General features: G+C 66.6%; 11 protein-coding genes. 3 read left to right on the top strand and 8 right to left on the bottom strand.

Going from position 1 to position 15,906, the window contains the following annotated elements; all coding sequences use genetic code 11:
- Positions 1-174 precede the first annotated feature (174 nt).
- Complete coding sequence (locus WFH44_RS20585) at positions 175-1,353, bottom strand: NAD(P)/FAD-dependent oxidoreductase (RefSeq protein ID WP_336716394.1); 1,179 nt, start codon at positions 1,351-1,353, stop codon at positions 175-177.
- A gap of 304 nt (positions 1,354-1,657) precedes the next feature.
- Between WFH44_RS20585 and WFH44_RS20580 the strand changes: the two genes are divergently transcribed.
- Genes WFH44_RS20580 through WFH44_RS20570 form a run of 3 tightly spaced genes read left to right on the top strand, consistent with a single transcriptional unit; the run spans position 1,658 to position 6,449 of the window.
- Positions 1,658-2,008 carry a bifunctional 3-phenylpropionate/cinnamic acid dioxygenase ferredoxin subunit gene (locus WFH44_RS20580; RefSeq protein ID WP_336716391.1) on the top strand — a complete coding sequence of 117 codons (351 nt, stop codon included), beginning with the start codon at positions 1,658-1,660 and terminating at the stop codon, positions 2,006-2,008.
- Positions 2,009-2,038: 30 nt separating this feature from the next.
- Positions 2,039-3,913, top strand: coding sequence for a BCCT family transporter (locus WFH44_RS20575; protein WP_336716390.1), 1,875 nt, complete (start codon positions 2,039-2,041; stop codon positions 3,911-3,913).
- Between the two features lie 55 nt (positions 3,914-3,968).
- Entirely contained in the window at positions 3,969-6,449 is a 2,481-nt protein-coding gene (locus WFH44_RS20570) for a GcvT family protein (protein WP_336716389.1), read from the top strand.
- 118 nt (positions 6,450-6,567) lie between these two features.
- Here the strand turns inward: WFH44_RS20570 and fdhA are convergent, their stop codons facing one another.
- The 7 genes from fdhA to pcrA all read right to left on the bottom strand — a co-directional run bounded on the left by fdhA (position 6,568) and on the right by pcrA (position 15,896).
- A complete protein-coding gene (fdhA, locus tag WFH44_RS20565; RefSeq protein WP_336716388.1) occupies positions 6,568-7,782 on the bottom strand; it encodes a formaldehyde dehydrogenase, glutathione-independent in 1,215 nt (404 codons plus the stop codon).
- Positions 7,783-7,859: 77 nt separating this feature from the next.
- The gene (locus WFH44_RS20560; RefSeq protein ID WP_336716387.1) at positions 7,860-8,645 is read right to left on the bottom strand and encodes an MIP/aquaporin family protein; all 786 of its coding nucleotides are present in this window, start codon (positions 8,643-8,645) and stop codon (positions 7,860-7,862) included.
- A gap of 120 nt (positions 8,646-8,765) precedes the next feature.
- Positions 8,766-9,821: a zinc-dependent alcohol dehydrogenase family protein gene (locus tag WFH44_RS20555; RefSeq protein WP_336716386.1), complete on the bottom strand. Its 1,056-nt coding sequence runs from the start codon at positions 9,819-9,821 to the stop codon at positions 8,766-8,768.
- A gap of 226 nt (positions 9,822-10,047) precedes the next feature.
- Positions 10,048-10,983 carry a succinate--CoA ligase subunit alpha gene (gene sucD, locus WFH44_RS20550; protein ID WP_336716383.1) on the bottom strand — a complete coding sequence of 312 codons (936 nt, stop codon included), beginning with the start codon at positions 10,981-10,983 and terminating at the stop codon, positions 10,048-10,050.
- A gap of 19 nt (positions 10,984-11,002) precedes the next feature.
- Positions 11,003-12,166, bottom strand: coding sequence for an ADP-forming succinate--CoA ligase subunit beta (sucC, locus tag WFH44_RS20545; protein ID WP_264796482.1), 1,164 nt, complete (start codon positions 12,164-12,166; stop codon positions 11,003-11,005).
- Positions 12,167-12,402: 236 nt separating this feature from the next.
- Positions 12,403-13,410 (bottom strand): mechanosensitive ion channel family protein, encoded by a 1,008-nt coding sequence (locus WFH44_RS20540; RefSeq protein WP_336716381.1) that lies wholly within the window; start codon positions 13,408-13,410, stop codon positions 12,403-12,405.
- A gap of 122 nt (positions 13,411-13,532) precedes the next feature.
- Positions 13,533-15,896 carry a DNA helicase PcrA gene (pcrA, locus tag WFH44_RS20535; protein WP_336716379.1) on the bottom strand — a complete coding sequence of 788 codons (2,364 nt, stop codon included), beginning with the start codon at positions 15,894-15,896 and terminating at the stop codon, positions 13,533-13,535.
- Between the last annotated feature and the right edge of the window lie 10 nt (positions 15,897-15,906).

Here is a 15,906-nt window from a genome sequence, read left to right as displayed (position 1 = left end):
CCACATCTGCTCGAAAATCCGCTCCTGCTCCGCACGGAAAATCGCGGCATCCGTATACGTGTGCCCGGGCAGCGTAGCAATCAGGCTCTCGGAAATGATTTCGGTGGTCATGCCTGCTTCCTCTGTTGAAAGACGATGTGACGGTCGGTGTGAAAAAAGATTGCCGGATGGAGGTCAGGCAGCGGCGGAATCGGTCGCGGCCGAGGTGCTGAGCGTGCGGCGCCACTTGGTGAAGAGCCGCGGCTGATTCATGCCAAGGACCGCCACCGGCTCCTCGCCGCGGTAGTAGAGCGCCAGGACGTTGTGCTCCCGGGGATCGCCGGCTTCGATGGACACACGCTCGGCCTGGGCGGCGTTGCCTGCGAACTGCAGTTTCACTCCGTACTGGTCGGACCAGAAGTAGGGAGCCTTGATGGGCCGGGCCGCCGGCCTGTCCAGCAGGGCGGCCACGGCTACTTCGGGATGCTCCGTGGCCGTGGTCCAATGCTCCACCCGGCGGTGGGCTCCCAGCCTCGAGTCGAACCAGGCTGCGCAGTCGCCGACGGCCACGATGCCGGGCACATTGGTGCGGCCCGAGGCATCACAGACGATGCCGTTGCCGGTTTCCACTCCGGAGCCCGCAAGCCAGCCGGTGTTCGGGCTGGCGCCGATGCCGACCAGCACGAGGTCTGCCGGGACGTAGCGGCCGTCGGTCAGCCGCAGGCCGGTGACCGTCCCTTCTCCGCTATAGAAGAGGTCGATGCCCGTACCGCAGATCAGTTCCACGCCGTTGAGGCCGTGGAGCCCTCCGACGATGGTGCCCATCTCTTCGCCCAACGGACCCTTGAGCGGAGTCGGCTGGGCCTCGACAACAGTGACTTCCAGGCCAAGGCCCTTCGCCGTGGAGGCTACCTCGGCTCCAATGAAGCCGGCGCCTACAACGACCAGCCGGCGGCCCGGCTGCAGTTCCTCGCCCAGCAGCTGGGCGTCAGCCAGGGTGCGCAGGCTGAAGACGTTGGCCAGGCCGGCCAACTCAGGCAGGGTGCGGGCGGACGCGCCGGTAGCCAGGACAATCCCGTCCGCCGACAGGCTTTCGCCGTTGGCCAGGGTGATGGTGCGGGAATCGCCATCCAGGCGGACCGCACGGCTTCCTACTAGCCACTCTGCCTGCAGGTCCTCCTCTGCGGTCTCCAGGGAAAGGTCATCCGTGGTGATCCTGCCGGCCAGGAAGTCCTTGGACAGCGGGGGACGGTCGTAGGGGCGGTGCTCCTCGTCCCCGATCATGATGAGCCTGCCGGTGAACCCCTGGGCACGGGCCGCGCGTGCGGCGGAGAGCCCTGAGAGGGAGGCTCCGACCACTGCGAGAGTCTGCATAGATTGCTCCTTCAGACGGATGGAAAAGGGTGCCCCCTTTAATCGGAGCGGGATGAGGCGTGATATCGCGCTATTGGCAACTTGTGTCGCCATGTGAAACAGCATGAAGCCGCCAGGAAGTCCTGTCAAGACTTTTTGTGATCGTTACCACCGTCGTAGGCGGCAGAGATTGTTTACATCGCGGCAACACAAAACCCTTGACAGTGACCCGTCCCACACCGCATGGTGTTGCCTATTGTGAACGACGTTGTTCATAACGGAACTTCTGCCACGGCAGATCATGGCAGACGAAAGGTCGCAGCCGATGCACAAAGCTTGTCCGCTCAAGGACCTCGCCCCGGGAGACGCCCTGCGCCTCGATACCGCCCCGCCCATCGCCGTCTTCCATACGGAGGAGGGCGAGCTTTTCGCCATCGACGATACGTGCACGCACCAGGACGCCTCGCTGGCCGACGGCTGGGTGGAGGGCTGCGAAGTCGAGTGCCCGCTGCATGCCTCGAAGTTCGACCTGCGCACCGGGCAGGTCGACGCGCCCCCTGCCAAGCTGCCGGTACGGGTGCACAAGGTATCCGTCGTCGACGGCGACATCATGGTGGAGGAATCCGCAGATGCTCCAAACCTCCCGCCCGGCCTGACCGTCGACGGCCACGCCTGAGTCCTCTCCCCCGATACAAAGGAACCGTTCATGGCAATCAACAGCGACGTCACCGTCGGCCAAAGCAACGAACCTCCCGTTAGCCCGGATACCGAACCGGAGCTCACTCCGGTCGAAGAGGACCGGCAGATCCTCCAGGCCCTGCGGGAGAGCAAAACCGAGCAGGCGGCGACGCGTCGCCGGCTGTTCGGCAGGGAGGGCCTCGACAAGGTCACCTTCGGGGTGACGGGTCTGCTGACCCTGGCATTTGTCGTCTGGGGCTTTTCCGGCAAGGAAAACTTCGCGGCCACGTCCCAGGTAATGCTGGACTGGGTCATGGAAAATACCGGCTGGCTTTTCGTCGCGATGGCTTCGCTGTTCGTGGTCTACGTGCTATGGCTGGCACTGAGCCGCTTCGGAAACGTCCCGCTGGGCAGGGACGGCGAAAAGCCCGAGTACTCCATGGTCTCCTGGATCTCGATGATGTTTGCCGCGGGTATGGGGATCGGCCTGATGTTCTACGGTGTGGCCGAACCGCTCTACCACTACATCTCCCCGCCGCCGGGCACTGTCGACGGCCAGACGCCTGCGGCCGTCCAAACGGCCATGGCGACTTCCATCTTCCACTGGACCCTGCACCCATGGGCCATGTACGCGGTAGTGGGCGCTGCCATGGCCTACGGCACCTACAGGCTCGGCCGCAGGCAGCTCATCTCGGCAACTTTCACCTCCATCTTCGGAATCCGGAGGGTGGAAGGTCCGCTGGGCAAGGTCATCAACATGCTGGCCATCTTCGCCACGCTCTTCGGCACTGCGGCATCCCTCGGACTCGGCGCCCTGCAGATTGGCAGCGGCATGGCCTCCAACGGCTGGATCGGCGGCCAACTGGCGACCCCGGTGCTGGTGGTCATCGTGGCGGTCCTGACCGCTTGCTTCATCGCCTCCGCCGTGTCGGGCATCAGCCGCGGCATCCAGTGGCTCTCCAACATCAACATGGTCCTTGCCGTGGTCCTGGCCATCATTGTCTTCGTGGCCGGGCCGACGCTCTTCATCCTGAACCTGATTCCGGCGGCTGTGGGCGACTATGCCCGGGACCTGGCCGAGATGGCGTCCCGCACCGAGGCCGTCGGTGACGACGCGCTGCGGACCTGGATGTCCGGCTGGACCATCTTCTACTGGGCCTGGTGGGTGTCCTGGACGCCCTTCGTCGGCATGTTCATCGCCCGCATCAGCCGCGGCCGCACCATCCGCCAGTTCGTCACCGGTGTGCTGCTGGTGCCCAGCATCGTCAGCGTGATCTGGTTCGGTGTCTTCGGCGGCGCCGCTATCAACATCCAGTCCGCGGCCGACGCGACTCCGGCCCCGGATGACGGAATCGCCACCATTGCCGACGGCACGCCCACCATTTCCTTCGACGGCGCGCTCTTCGATCTGCTGCACCACCTGCCGCTGCCCAATGCCATCGCCGGCGCGGTCTCGATTCTCGCCATGGTCCTGGTGGCCATCTTCTTCGTCACGGGCGCCGACGCGGCCTCCATTGTTATGGGTTCGCTGAGTTCCAATGGCACGGAGGAACCCCGCCGGGGCGTGGTGATCTTCTGGGGCGCCCTCACCGGCGCCGTCGCCGCGGTTATGCTGCTGGCCGGCGGCGACCAGCCGGCCGAGGCCCTCAGCGGCCTGCAACGGGTCACCATCGTGTCGGCGCTGCCATTCGTGCTGGTGATGTCACTCATGTGCTTCGCCCTGGTCAAGGACCTGCGCCGCGATCCGCTTGCCCTGCGCAAGCGGCTGGCCGACTCGGTGGTGGAGCGCGCCATCCGCTCCGGTGTGGACCAGCACCGGGGCGTGCGCTTCGACCTTGTCACTAAGCACGAGTGCGACGGCGAATGCCCGGACGGCGAGCGCTGCCCGGCCAATACCAACTAACACCCCGGACGCCCGCGTCCGCCTTTCGACCCAGACGTTACTTAGGAGAACACCCATGACCTCACCTCGCGTCGTCATCATTGGAGCCGGCATCGTCGGCGCCAACCTCGCCGACGAGCTGGCTACCCGCGGCTGGAACAATGTCACGGTGCTCGAGCAGGGCCCGCTGCACCTGGCAGGCGGTTCCACCTCGCACGCCCCCGGCCTGGTCTTCCAGACCAACGCTTCCAAGACGATGACCGAATTCGCCAGCTACACCGTCGACAAGCTGCTGTCGCTGAGCAAGGACGGCCAGTCCTGCTTCTGGCAGCTGGGCGGCCTGGAGGTAGCCACCACCGAGGAACGGCTCGAGGACCTCAAGCGCAAGCTCGGCTACGCCACGTCCTGGGGCGTGGAGGGCCGGCTGATCGACCCGGACGAGTGCGAGAAGCATTACCCGCTGCTGGACCGCGACCGTGTGCTCGGCGCACTCTACGTCCCCTCGGACGGATTGGCCCAGGCCGCCCGCGCGGTCCAGCTGCTGATCGAGCGCGCCTCCGCAGCCGGCGTCGTCTTCCGGGGTTCCACCACGGTGACCGGCGTCAAGCAGGAAGGCGGCCGGGTCACCGCAGTGGAAACCAACGACGGCGAGGTACCGGCCGACGTCGTTGTCTCCTGCGCCGGTTTCTGGGGCCCGAAGGTCGGCGCCATGGTGGGCATGGACATTCCGCTGCTGCCGCTCGCTCACCAGTATGTGAAGACGGGACCGGTACCGGAACTCAAGGGACGCAACGAGCTGCCCAACGGCGCCCGGCTGCCGATCCTCCGGCACCAGGACGCGGACCTGTACTACCGCGAACACGGTGAGCGCATCGGCATCGGCTCCTACGCCCACCGGCCGATGCCCGTGGACCTGGACGAGCTGCCGGTCTTCACGGCGGAGCAGATGTCGGACCACCGGATGCCTTCGCGGCTGGACTTCACGCCGGAGGATTTCGATCCCTCATGGGAAGAGAGCCAGCGGCTGCTGCCGATGCTGCGCGGCGCTCGGATCGAGGACGGCTTCAACGGCATCTTCTCCTTTACCCCCGACGGCGGCCCGCTGGTCGGCGAATCCCCCGATGTGAAGGGCTTCTTCGTCGCGGAGGCAGTCTGGGTTACCCATTCGGCCGGCGTGGCGAAGGCTGTGGCCGAACTGCTGGTCGAGGGCCGCTCGCGCACGGACCTGCACGAATGCGAGGTAACCCGTTTCGAGGACGTTCAGCGCTCGGAGGCCTACGTCAGCGAGACCTCGCAGCAGAACTTCGTGGAGATCTACGACGTGCTGCATCCGCTCCAGCCGAAGGAGTCGCCGCGCAACCTGCGCACCAGCCCGTTCTTCCCGCGCCAGCAGGAACTCGGCGCGTTCTTCCTCGAGTCCGGCGGCTGGGAGCGGCCGCACTGGTACGAGGCCAACGCCGGCCTGCTCGAGGAGCTGCCGGAGGCCTGGCAGCCGCCGCAGCGGGACAGCTGGTCCGCACGCTTCCACTCCCCCATTGCCGCCGCCGAGGCATGGAAGACGCGCACCGCCGTCGCACTTTACGACATGACCCCGCTGAAGCGCGTGGAGGTGTCCGGTCCCGGCGCGCTGGACCTGCTGCAGCGGCTGAGCACGGGCCAGATCAACAAGAAGCCCGGTGCCGTTACCTACTGCCTGCTGCTCGATGAGGCAGGTGGGGTGCGCAGCGATATCACGGTGGCGCGGCTGGAAGCCGAGCGGTTCCAGGCCGGCATCAACAACAACGTCGACTACGAGTACCTCCGCCGCGAGGCGGCCGAGCAGAGCGCGGCGGACGCCACCCGTTGGGTCCAGGTGCACGACATCACTGCCGGCACCGCCTGCATCGGCCTCTGGGGACCGCTGGCGCGCGAGGTCATCTCGAAGGTCAGCGACGACGACTTCAGCAACAACTCGCTGAAGTACTTCCGAACCGCGCAGGTCCGGATCGCCGGGCTGAGCGTCACCGCGATGCGGCTGTCCTACGTGGGCGAGCTCGGCTGGGAGCTCTACACGACCGCCGACCAGGGCCTGAAGCTGTGGGACGCGTTGTTCGAGGCGGGACAGGAGCACGGCATCATCGCAGCCGGACGGGCCGCGTTCAACAGCATGCGGCTGGAGAAGGGCTACCGGCTCTTTGGCCACGAGATGACGTCCGAGCACCGGCCGGAGGAAGCCGGGCTGGGCTTTGCCGTCAAGGCGGACAAGGGGCCCTTCGTCGGCTCCGAGGCGCTGGCGGTCCCGCAGGAATCCGGCCGGCGGCTGCGCTGCCTGACCATCGACGACGGCCGGTCCGTCGTGCTTGGCAAGGAGCCGGTGTACTTCCAGGCGAAGCCGGCCGGCTATGTCACGAGCGCCGCGTTCGGCCACACGATCGGCAAGCCGATCGCTTATGCCTGGCTGCCGGCCGATGCCGTGGAGGGCGAGAAGGTGGAGATCGAGTACTTCGGCCGCCGGGTCGCCGCCACCGTGACTGCCGAGCCGCTGGTCGATCCGGGCATGGAGCGGCTGCGAGGCTGATTCCATACCGGCCCAGCCGATGAGGGCAAAAGGGAGGGGCACGGTCCGCCGTTCGCTGCGGGCCGTGCCCCTCGTTTGCGCGGCCGGGTCTCCTACGGCCCGGCCGCCCGCACCCGGCCTACGCGGGGACCATGCCGTGCGGATCGATCACGTACTTCTTCGCCGCTCCCTGGTCGAATTCCCGGTAGCCCTGGGGCGCCTCGTCCAGGCCGATGGTGGTGGCATTCACGGCCTTGCCGATGTCCGCCTTGCCGGCGAGGATCAGGTTCATCAGCTTGCGGTTGTAGCGCTTGACCGGACACTGGCCGGTGGTGAAGGATAGCGACTTCGCCCAACCCGTTCCCAGGCTCACACCGATCCGGCCGACCTTGGCGGCTTCATCGACGGCGCCCGGGTCCCCCGTGACGTAGAGACCGGGAATGCCCAGCGCACCGCCCACCTGCGTCACCGACATGACGTCGTTCAGCACGGTGGCCGGTGCCTCGCCGGCGTTGGCGCCATGGCCGCGGGCCTCGAACCCCACCGCGTCCACGGCGGCGTCGACCAAGGGAACTCCGAGGATCTGCTCGATCTTGTCCGGCAGCGACCCTTCCTGGCTCAGGTCGATGGTTTCGCAGCCGAAGCTTGCGGCCTGCCTAAGGCGGTCGGCCTTCATATCGCCGACGATCACGGCCGAGGCGCCCAGCACCTGGGCGGAGAAGGCCGCGGCCAGGCCGACGGGGCCTGCACCCGCGATGTAGACGGTGGAACCCGTCGTGACGCCGGCGGTGAATGCGCCGTGGTAGCCCGTGGGGAAGATGTCCGAGAGCATGGTCAGGTCCAGGATTTTCTCCAGCGCCTGGTCCCGGTCCGGGAACTTAAGCAGGTTGAAGTCGGCATAAGGCACCATCACGTACTCGGCCTGCCCGCCGATCCATCCGCCCATGTCAACGTAGCCGTAGGCAGCACCTGGCCGGGCCGGGTTCACGTTGAGGCAGACACCGGTCTTGCCTTCGTTGCACATCCGGCAGCGGCCGCAGGCGATGTTGAACGGGACCGAGCAGATGTCGCCTTCCTTGACGAAGAGCACGTCATCGCCGGTCTCGACGACCTCGCCGGTGATCTCGTGGCCGAGCGACTGGCCGACCGGCGCCGTCGTGCGCCCGCGGACCATATGCTGGTCGCTGCCGCAGATGTTGGTCGTCACCAGCTTGAGGATGGCTGCGTGCGGGGCCTTCTGCTGGATGCCCATCTTGTTGGCTACCTCGGACGGCAGTTCAAGCTTCGGATAGTCGATTGTCTCGACCGCTACTTCCCCGGGCCCCTTATAAACGACAACACGGTTTCCCGTCATGGTGTTTTCCTCTCGTTTTCAGTAAGCACGAGGCCGCAGTGCCCCGCGAATCTGTTGGCTCGATTGAACGTGCCTGATCATTCGTTATCGGAAAAATGCTTCTTGGTGTCCTCCGGTGCCACTGAGGGTTTGTCCGCGCGTGGTTCAGCTTCGGGGACCTCGCGCGGGCGGACCACCAGATCGTAGACCAGGGCGGCGACGATGCTGCCGATGAAGGGGCCGATGATGTAGATGGGGAACTGCGACCACTCGACCTGGCCGCCGAAGAGGGACTGGACGAGATAGGGGCCGAACGTACGGGCGGGGTTGAGCGAACCGCCGGTCAGGGGGCCGATGACCAGGATGGCTCCGGCCACGGCGAGCCCGATGATCAGCCCGGCCCAGCCCTTGGGCGCCCGCCTGTCCACCGCGACAGCCATGACGGCCAGCATGAGCAGGAAGGTTCCCAGGGCCTCGGCCATGATGCCTTGGCCGTAGGAGACTCCGTTCCCCAGTACGGTGGCGCCGCCGCCGAAGTCCACAGCCCGCATCCCGAAGGAGGCCACCAACAGGAGGCTGCCGATGGCGGCGCCCACGAGTTGGGCGATGATGTAAGGAAGCAACTCAGCCCAGGGGAAGCGCCGCGTCACGGCCAGGGCGATCGTTACCGCCGGATTGATGTGGGCGCCGGAGACCGCCAAAAAACCGTAGATGGCAACGGCGACGGCGATCGCGAATGCCAGGGCTATGAATCCAACGCCCGGATACGTCAGCTCTCCTTGTCCCACGGTCAGCGCCGCAAGCACGGAGCCGACTCCGAAAACTACCAGTACTGCCGTGCCGATCACTTCTGCGGCCAGGCGTCGCATGAGAGGCGGGGTCATCTTGCACCATTCATTCAATAACGGAGACAAAAGTTACGAACATGGAACTGGCTAGATGGCTGCGAGTCTAGGCGGGGCTTAAACCGGGAGTCAATGGGTAGAAGGGCACAATCGTGCGGGTCAGGGCTTCAGCAGCACTTTGATGGCGCGGCGCTCATCCATCGCCCGGTATGCTTCAGGCGCATTCTCGAGCGGCATCTCGACATCGAAGACGCGGCCCGGGGCGATGGCTCCGCCCAGCACATCCTCCAGCAGCTCCGGAATATAAGTCCGGGCCGGAGCCATGCCGCCGGCGACCGAGATGTTCTTGGCGAAGAGCACTCCGATCGGCAGTTCCGGCCCGCCTGCGGGTACGCCCACATAGCCGAGGCTGCCGCCGGGCCTGGTGCAGCGCAGCGCCTGGTCCATCGATTCCTTGGTCCCGACGCATTCGAGCACCGAATCGGCCAGCACTCCACCCAGCAGCTCGCGGACCTTCTGCGCACCGTCCCGGCCGCGTTCCTGCACGATGTTGGTGGCGCCGAACTCCCGCGCCAGCGCCTGGCGGTCGGCGTGCCGGGACATCGCGATGATGCGCCGGGCGCCCAGCCGCTTGGCCGCCAGCACTCCGCACAGGCCCACCGCGCCGTCGCCGACCACCACGACGCTCCGTCCCGGGCCCGCCTTGGCGCTCACGGCAGCATGGTGCCCTGTGGCCATCACGTCCGACAGTGTCAAAAGGCTCGCCGCCAGCGCCGCCTCCGGCTCGGTGACACCGGGGACGGGGACCAGCGTCCCGTCCGCCAACGGGACCCGGACGGCCTCGCCCTGCCCGGCGTCGACATAGTGCCCGTGTTCGTCCTCCCCGCCCCAACCCGCCCGGTGGCTGCACGCCACGGTGATGCCGTTCCGGCAGGACGGGCAGTTGCCGCAGCTGACCACGAACGGCGCGATCACGAAGTCCCCCGGCGCCAGTGTGGAGACGGCGTCGCCGACCCTCTCGACCACGCCGACAAACTCATGGCCGATCGCCCGGGGCTTTTCGGTGGGACGCACACCGCGGTACCCCCAGAGGTCGGAACCGCAGACACACGCCGCCGTGACGCGGACGAGGGCATCGGTCGGCAGCTTCAGCTCGGGGTAGTCCCGGTCTTCCACGCGGACGTCTCCCGGTCCGTGAATAACGACAGCTCGCACGCGTCTCTCCTTAGGTCTGTGGGATGCGTCTTCAGATTAGCGCCGTCGGGCCGGCTTGCCGCGGCGCCACGTTTAAGTACGACGGCGCCCGCCCACCTTTTCGAACGGAAGGTGAACGGGCGCCGTCGTACTCCCCGATCCAGGAAACAGCTGAGCCCCGTTCCGGGCGGAACGGGGCTCAGCCGGGCAATCAACCCGCCAGAAGGCTCCTGAAGGCGCCTCGTGCTTAGAGGTTCGAGGCCTCTTCGTGCTCGGGGTAGACCTCGCGCAGCAGGTGGGCGGTCTCGGACGGGGTCTTCCCGACCTTGACGCCGGCGGCCTCGAGGGCCTCCTTCTTGGCCTGCGCGGTGCCCGAGGAGCCGGAGACGATGGCGCCGGCGTGGCCCATGGTCTTGCCCTCCGGGGCGGTGAAGCCGGCCACGTAGCCGACGACCGGCTTGGTGACGTTCTTCTTGATGAACTCGGCCGCACGCTCCTCGGCGTCGCCGCCGATTTCGCCGATCATGACGATCGCCTTGGTGTCCGGATCGGCTTCGAACGCAGCCAGGGCGTCGATGTGCGTGGTGCCGATGACCGGGTCGCCGCCGATGCCGATGGCGGTGGAGAAGCCCAGGTCGCGCAGTTCGTACATCATCTGGTAGGTCAGGGTGCCGGACTTGGAGACCAGGCCCACGCCGCCCTTGCCGGTGATGTTGGCCGGGGTGATGCCGACCAGCGACTCGCCGGGAGTGATGATGCCGGGGCAGTTCGGGCCGATGATGCGGGTGACCTGCTCGCCGTTGGCGTCCTTCTTGGACTGGGCCAGGGCCCAGAACTCGGCGGAGTCCTGCACGGGCACGCCTTCGGTGATGACGACGACGAGGCCGATCTCGGCTTCGATCGCCTCGACGACGGCGTCCTTGGTGAAGGCCGGCGGGACGAAGACGATGGAGACGTCGGCGCCGGTTTCAGCCATAGCTTCCTTGACCGAGCCGAAGACGGGCAGCTCGACCTCGGCGCCGTGCTGGTCCTTGTGCTTGACGGTGGTGCCGGCCTTGCGGGCATTCACGCCGCCGACGATGTTGGTCCCGGCATGCAGCATGCGGGAGGTGTGCTTGGAGCCTTCGCCGCCGGTGATGCCCTGGACGATGACCTTGGAGTCCTTGTTGATGAAGATAGCCATGTTCTTTTTTCCTCGATCCTTAGGCGTTCGCCAGCTCGGCGGCCTTGTCGGCGCCCTCATCCATGGAGGTGGCCGAGGTAACCAGCGGGTGGTTGGCCTCGCGCAGGATGCGGCGGCCCTCGTCCACGTTGTTGCCGTCGAGGCGGACAACCAGCGGCTTGGTGGCCTTGTCGCCCAGGATCTCCAGGGCCTTGACGATGCCGTTGGCGACAGCGTCGCAGGCGGTGATGCCGCCGAAGACGTTGACGAACACGCTCTTGACCTGGTCGTCGTTGAGGATCACGTCGAGGCCGTTGGCCATGACCTCGGCCGAAGCGCCGCCGCCGATGTCCAGGAAGTTGGCGGGCTTGACGTTGCCGTGCCGCTCGCCGGCGTAGGCGACGACGTCCAGGGTGGACATAACCAGGCCTGCGCCGTTGCCGATGATGCCGACCTGGCCGTCCAGCTTGACGTAGTTCAGGTCCAGTTCCTTGGCACGGGCCTCGAGCGGATCCGTGGCTTCCTTGTCCTCGAGCTCGGCGTGGCCGCTCTGGCGGAAGTCTGCGTTCTCGTCCAGGGAGACCTTGCCGTCCAGGGCGATGATGTCGCCGGCGCCGGTCTTGACCAGCGGGTTGACCTCGACCAGGGTGGCGTCTTCCTTCTTGAAGACGTCCCAGAGCTTGATGAGGGTTTCGGCGATCTTCGGGCGCAGTTCCTCGGCGAAGCCGGCGGCGGCGACGATCTCGTCAGCCTTGGCCTGGTCGATGCCGACAGCGGGATCGACGGCGATGCGCGCCAGCGCTTCGGGGCGCTCGACGGCGAGCTGCTCGATTTCCATGCCGCCTTCCACCGAGCACATGGCCAGGTAGTTGCGGTTGGCCCGATCGAGCAGGATCGAGAAGTAGTATTCCTCGGCGATGTCCGCGCCCTGCGCGATCATGACCTTCTTGACCGTGTGGCCCTTGATGTCCATACCGAGGATGTTCGAGGCGTACTCGAAGGCTTCGTCCGGAGTCTTTGCGACCTTGACGCCGCCGGCCTTGCCGCGGCCGCCAACCTTCACCTGCGCCTTGACGACGACGACGCCGCCGATCTTTTCCGCAGCTGCCTTGGCTTCTTCGGGGGTGTACGCAACGATTCCAGCCAGCACGGGTACACCGTGTGCTTCAAAGAGATCGCGCGCCTGGTATTCATACAGGTCCACGGGTTGTGTCCTTCTACGTCGAAGTCGTTTCTGACTCGGAGCGGATGATCCTCGGCGGGCCGCCTGCAGGTGGCCCGGGCCGATGCGATCACGCTCCATGGGGAACTTTAGTCCCTTGGCACGAGGCGCCGGCCCTAGACTACCGTGTTTAGTGATCAAGGGCACAGTTCTATCGGTTGTAGAACTGTCACGACTTGCGGTACGCGCCGGAACCGCTTCGTGCCCGGCCCGCTGGCCTAGACAGTCGGCTGCGCCACGCTCTCCGCGGCGTCGGCATGGCTCTCCGACCCGGCTGGAACGGTTGTCCCGCCGTCGCGGATCACGGTCTGGTTCAGCAGCGGAATCCGCAGGCCGGCACGGTCCAGGTCCCGCTTGAGCCGCGCGCGCATCGCACGGGCCACGCCCCACTGCTCCAGCGGCTTGGTGCGGATTGCGAGCCGGATGGTGATGGACTCGCCGGTCAGGGCCTCGACGCCCCAGAGCTCCGGGTCGTCGAGGATCAGGCGGCCGTACTCGCTATCCTCGCGCAGTTCCTTCGCCGAGCTCAGGATCAGATCGCTGACCTTCTCGACGTCGGCGTCATAGGGCACGGGAATGTCCAGCACGGCCCGGGCCCAGCCCTGCGACGAGTTGCCCACCCGCAGGATCTCGCCGTTGCGCACATGCCAGAGCGTTCCGTCGACGGCGCGGACCTGGGTCACGCGCAGCCCGACCGACTCCACCGTCCCGGAGGCTTCACCGAGGTCGACGACGTCACCGATGCCGTACTGGTCCTCGGCCACCATGAACAGTCCGGACAGGTAGTCCTTCACGAGGGTCTGGGCACCGAAACCGATGGCGACGCCGGCGATACCCGCGCTCGCGAGCAGCGGGGCGAGGTTGAAGCCGAGCTCCGTCATGACCATGAGCACGCCGATGGCGGAGATCGCCACCGTGGCGATGGAACGCAGCACCGAGCCGATCGTCTTGGCCCGCTGGGCACGCCGGACCACGGCGATCGGCGAATCCTGCATCAGCCAGTAGCGCGGGTCCTTCTTGCCGACCTTGGCGGTTTCCAGCTTCTCCAGCTTGGCGGTTTCCCCGTCGGCGATCCTCCCCGTGGTGCGGCGGATGACAATGCGCACGGCCAGGTTCAGCAGGAACGCCCCGATGATGATGACACTGACACGGAGCGGCTTATCCAGCCAGAAATCCAAGGAACCCATTGCCGCAACGTCGGCGCCATCCACCGCGAGAAAATCCATGGTCAAAACGGTAGGGCGTTATCGGCCCGTAACCCAAATGCTCCGGCCGTTCCCGCGCCGGGCCGGACGGGGATAATGGTCCCGCTCCCCCGGGCCGCCCCTGCCGGCGCGGCGAAAAGCCCCTAGTCCAGCTTGGTCAGCGGCGCGTAGCGCAGCAGCAGCCGCTTCTCCCCGACGTCGAACTTGACCTTCGCCACAGTCTTGTCGCCGGCGCCCTCCAGGGACAGCACCGTGCCGCTGCCGAAGCTGCTGTGGCTGACTTTGTCCCCGACCGTCAGGGCGATGACCTCCTTCTGCGGCTGGACCCGTCCCTGGCGCACGGCCGCGGAGGCCATGGGCTGTGGGGCGACCTGCTGGCCGGAGGCTCGGCCCGCGCCCCAGTGGGATCCGCCGAAGCGGCTGGAGCCGCCGCCGGAACCTACGAAGGCCGGGCGCCGGGCCCCTTCCCGCTTCCACTCGATCAACTCGGCCGGGACCTCTTCGATGAACTGGCTGGCTGGGTAGTACTGGCTCTGTCCCCACAGGCTGCGCGATTCGGACCGGGTCAGGTACAGGCGCTGCCGGGCCCGGGTCAGCCCCACATAGGCCAGGCGGCGTTCCTCCGCCAGTTCCTTGGGGTCCGCCATCGCCCGCTGGTGCGGGAACACGCCGTGCTCGAGCCCGGTGACGAAGACAACCGGGAACTCCAGGCCCTTGGCCGTGTGCAGGGTCATCAGCGTCACCACGCCCTGGTCCTTGGCGAGCTTCGCCCCCTCGTCATCCGGCGCGTCCGGAATCTGGTCCGCGTCTGCCACGAGCGCTACCTGCTCCAGGAAGCCGCCGAGCGAGCCCTCGGGGTTGTCCCGCTCGTACTCGCGGACCACCGCGATCAGTTCAGCCAGGTTCTCCACCCGGGACTCGTCCTGCGGATCGTTGCTCTGCCGCAAGGCCGCGAGGTAGCCGGTTTGTTCCAGCACGGCCTCCAGCGCGGCCGCCGGTCCGGACCCGTTGGCCACCTCTGCCAGGTCATCCACCAGTTTGACGAAGCCGGCCACGCTGTTGACCGACCGGGTGGCCATTCCCGGCGCCTCCTCGGCACGGCGCAGCGCCTCCATGAAGGAGATCCGTTCGCGTTCGGCGAGCGCTGCCACGGCGTATTCGGCACGGTCGCCGATCCCGCGCTTGGGCTCGTTGAGGATGCGCCGCAGGTTCACCACGTCATCCGGGTTCACCAGGACCCGGAGGTAGGCCAGCGCGTCCTTGATTTCCTTGCGTTCGTAGAAGCGTGTGCCGCCGACGACCTTGTAGGGCAGTCCGACGCGGATCAGCAGGTCCTCGATGGAACGGGACTGGGCGTTGGTGCGGTAGAAGATGGCCACGTCCCCGGGACGCACCTGCCCGGCGTCCTGCAGGCGGTCGATCTCGTCCGCAATGAAGCGCGCCTCGTCATGCTCGTTCTCGCCCACGTAACCGACGATCTTGGCCCCGTCTCCCTCAGCCGTCCAGAGCCGCTTGGCCGGGCGGTCAGGGTTCCGCGAGATGACCGAGTTCGCCGCGGACAGGATGGTCTGGGTCGAGCGGTAGTTCTGCTCCAGCAGGATGGTGCGGGCGTCCGGATAGTCCTTCTCGAATTCGACGATATTGCGCACGTCCGCCCCGCGGAAGGCATAAATGGACTGATCCGAATCCCCGACCACCGTGAGTTCCGCCGGAGGAGTGTCCGCGTCCCCGGCGCCGGTCAGTTCCCGGACGAGGACGTACTGGGCGTGGTTAGTGTCCTGGTATTCGTCCACCAGGATGTGCCGGAAACGCCTGCGGTAGGAGTCCGCCACCGCAGGGAACGCCTGGAAGAGGTAGACCACCTGGGCGATCAGGTCGTCGAAATCGAAGGCGTTGGCCTGGCGCATGCGTTCCGCGTAGCCCTTGTAGACGTCCGCCACGGCCTGCTGGAACGGGTCCGAGTAGTTGGCCGTGGAGGCGTAGGACTCCTCGTCGATCAGCTCATTCTTCAACGACGAAATCTTGTGCGCGATGGCCTTCGGCGCGAAGCGCTTCGGATCCAGGTCCAGGCCCTTCGCCACCAGCGTGATCAGCCGCAGCGTGTCCGCCGAATCGTAAATGGAGAAGTTCGAGTTCAGGCCGACGTTCTTCGCTTCGCGGCGCAGGATCTTCACGCAGGAGGAGTGGAAGGTGGAAATCCACATGTTCCGTGCCCGCTCCCCCACCAGGGACTCGATCCGTTCGCGCATCTCCGCGGCGGCCTTGTTGGTGAAGGTGATGGCGAGGATCTCCCCGGGCCGCGCGCGGCGGGTTGCCAGCAGGTGGGCAATCCGGTGGCTGAGCACCCGAGTCTTACCCGATCCCGCGCCGGCAATGATCAGCAGCGGGGAGCCGGCATGCTTGACGGCCTCCTCCTGCTGCGGATTCAGTCCGGCCAGCAACTCCTGCGCCGTCGGCAGGGCTGGGGCGGGCGGTGCGTCATAAGCCGGGTCTGTCAGAAAATCCATGGTCCTTTAA

The sequence above is a fragment of the Arthrobacter sp. USHLN218 genome (assembly GCF_037144715.1).
GTDB lineage: Bacteria > Actinomycetota > Actinomycetes > Actinomycetales > Micrococcaceae > Crystallibacter.
Note: the sequence above shows the minus strand (reverse complement) of the source record. Positions and strands in the feature narration are given on the sequence as shown.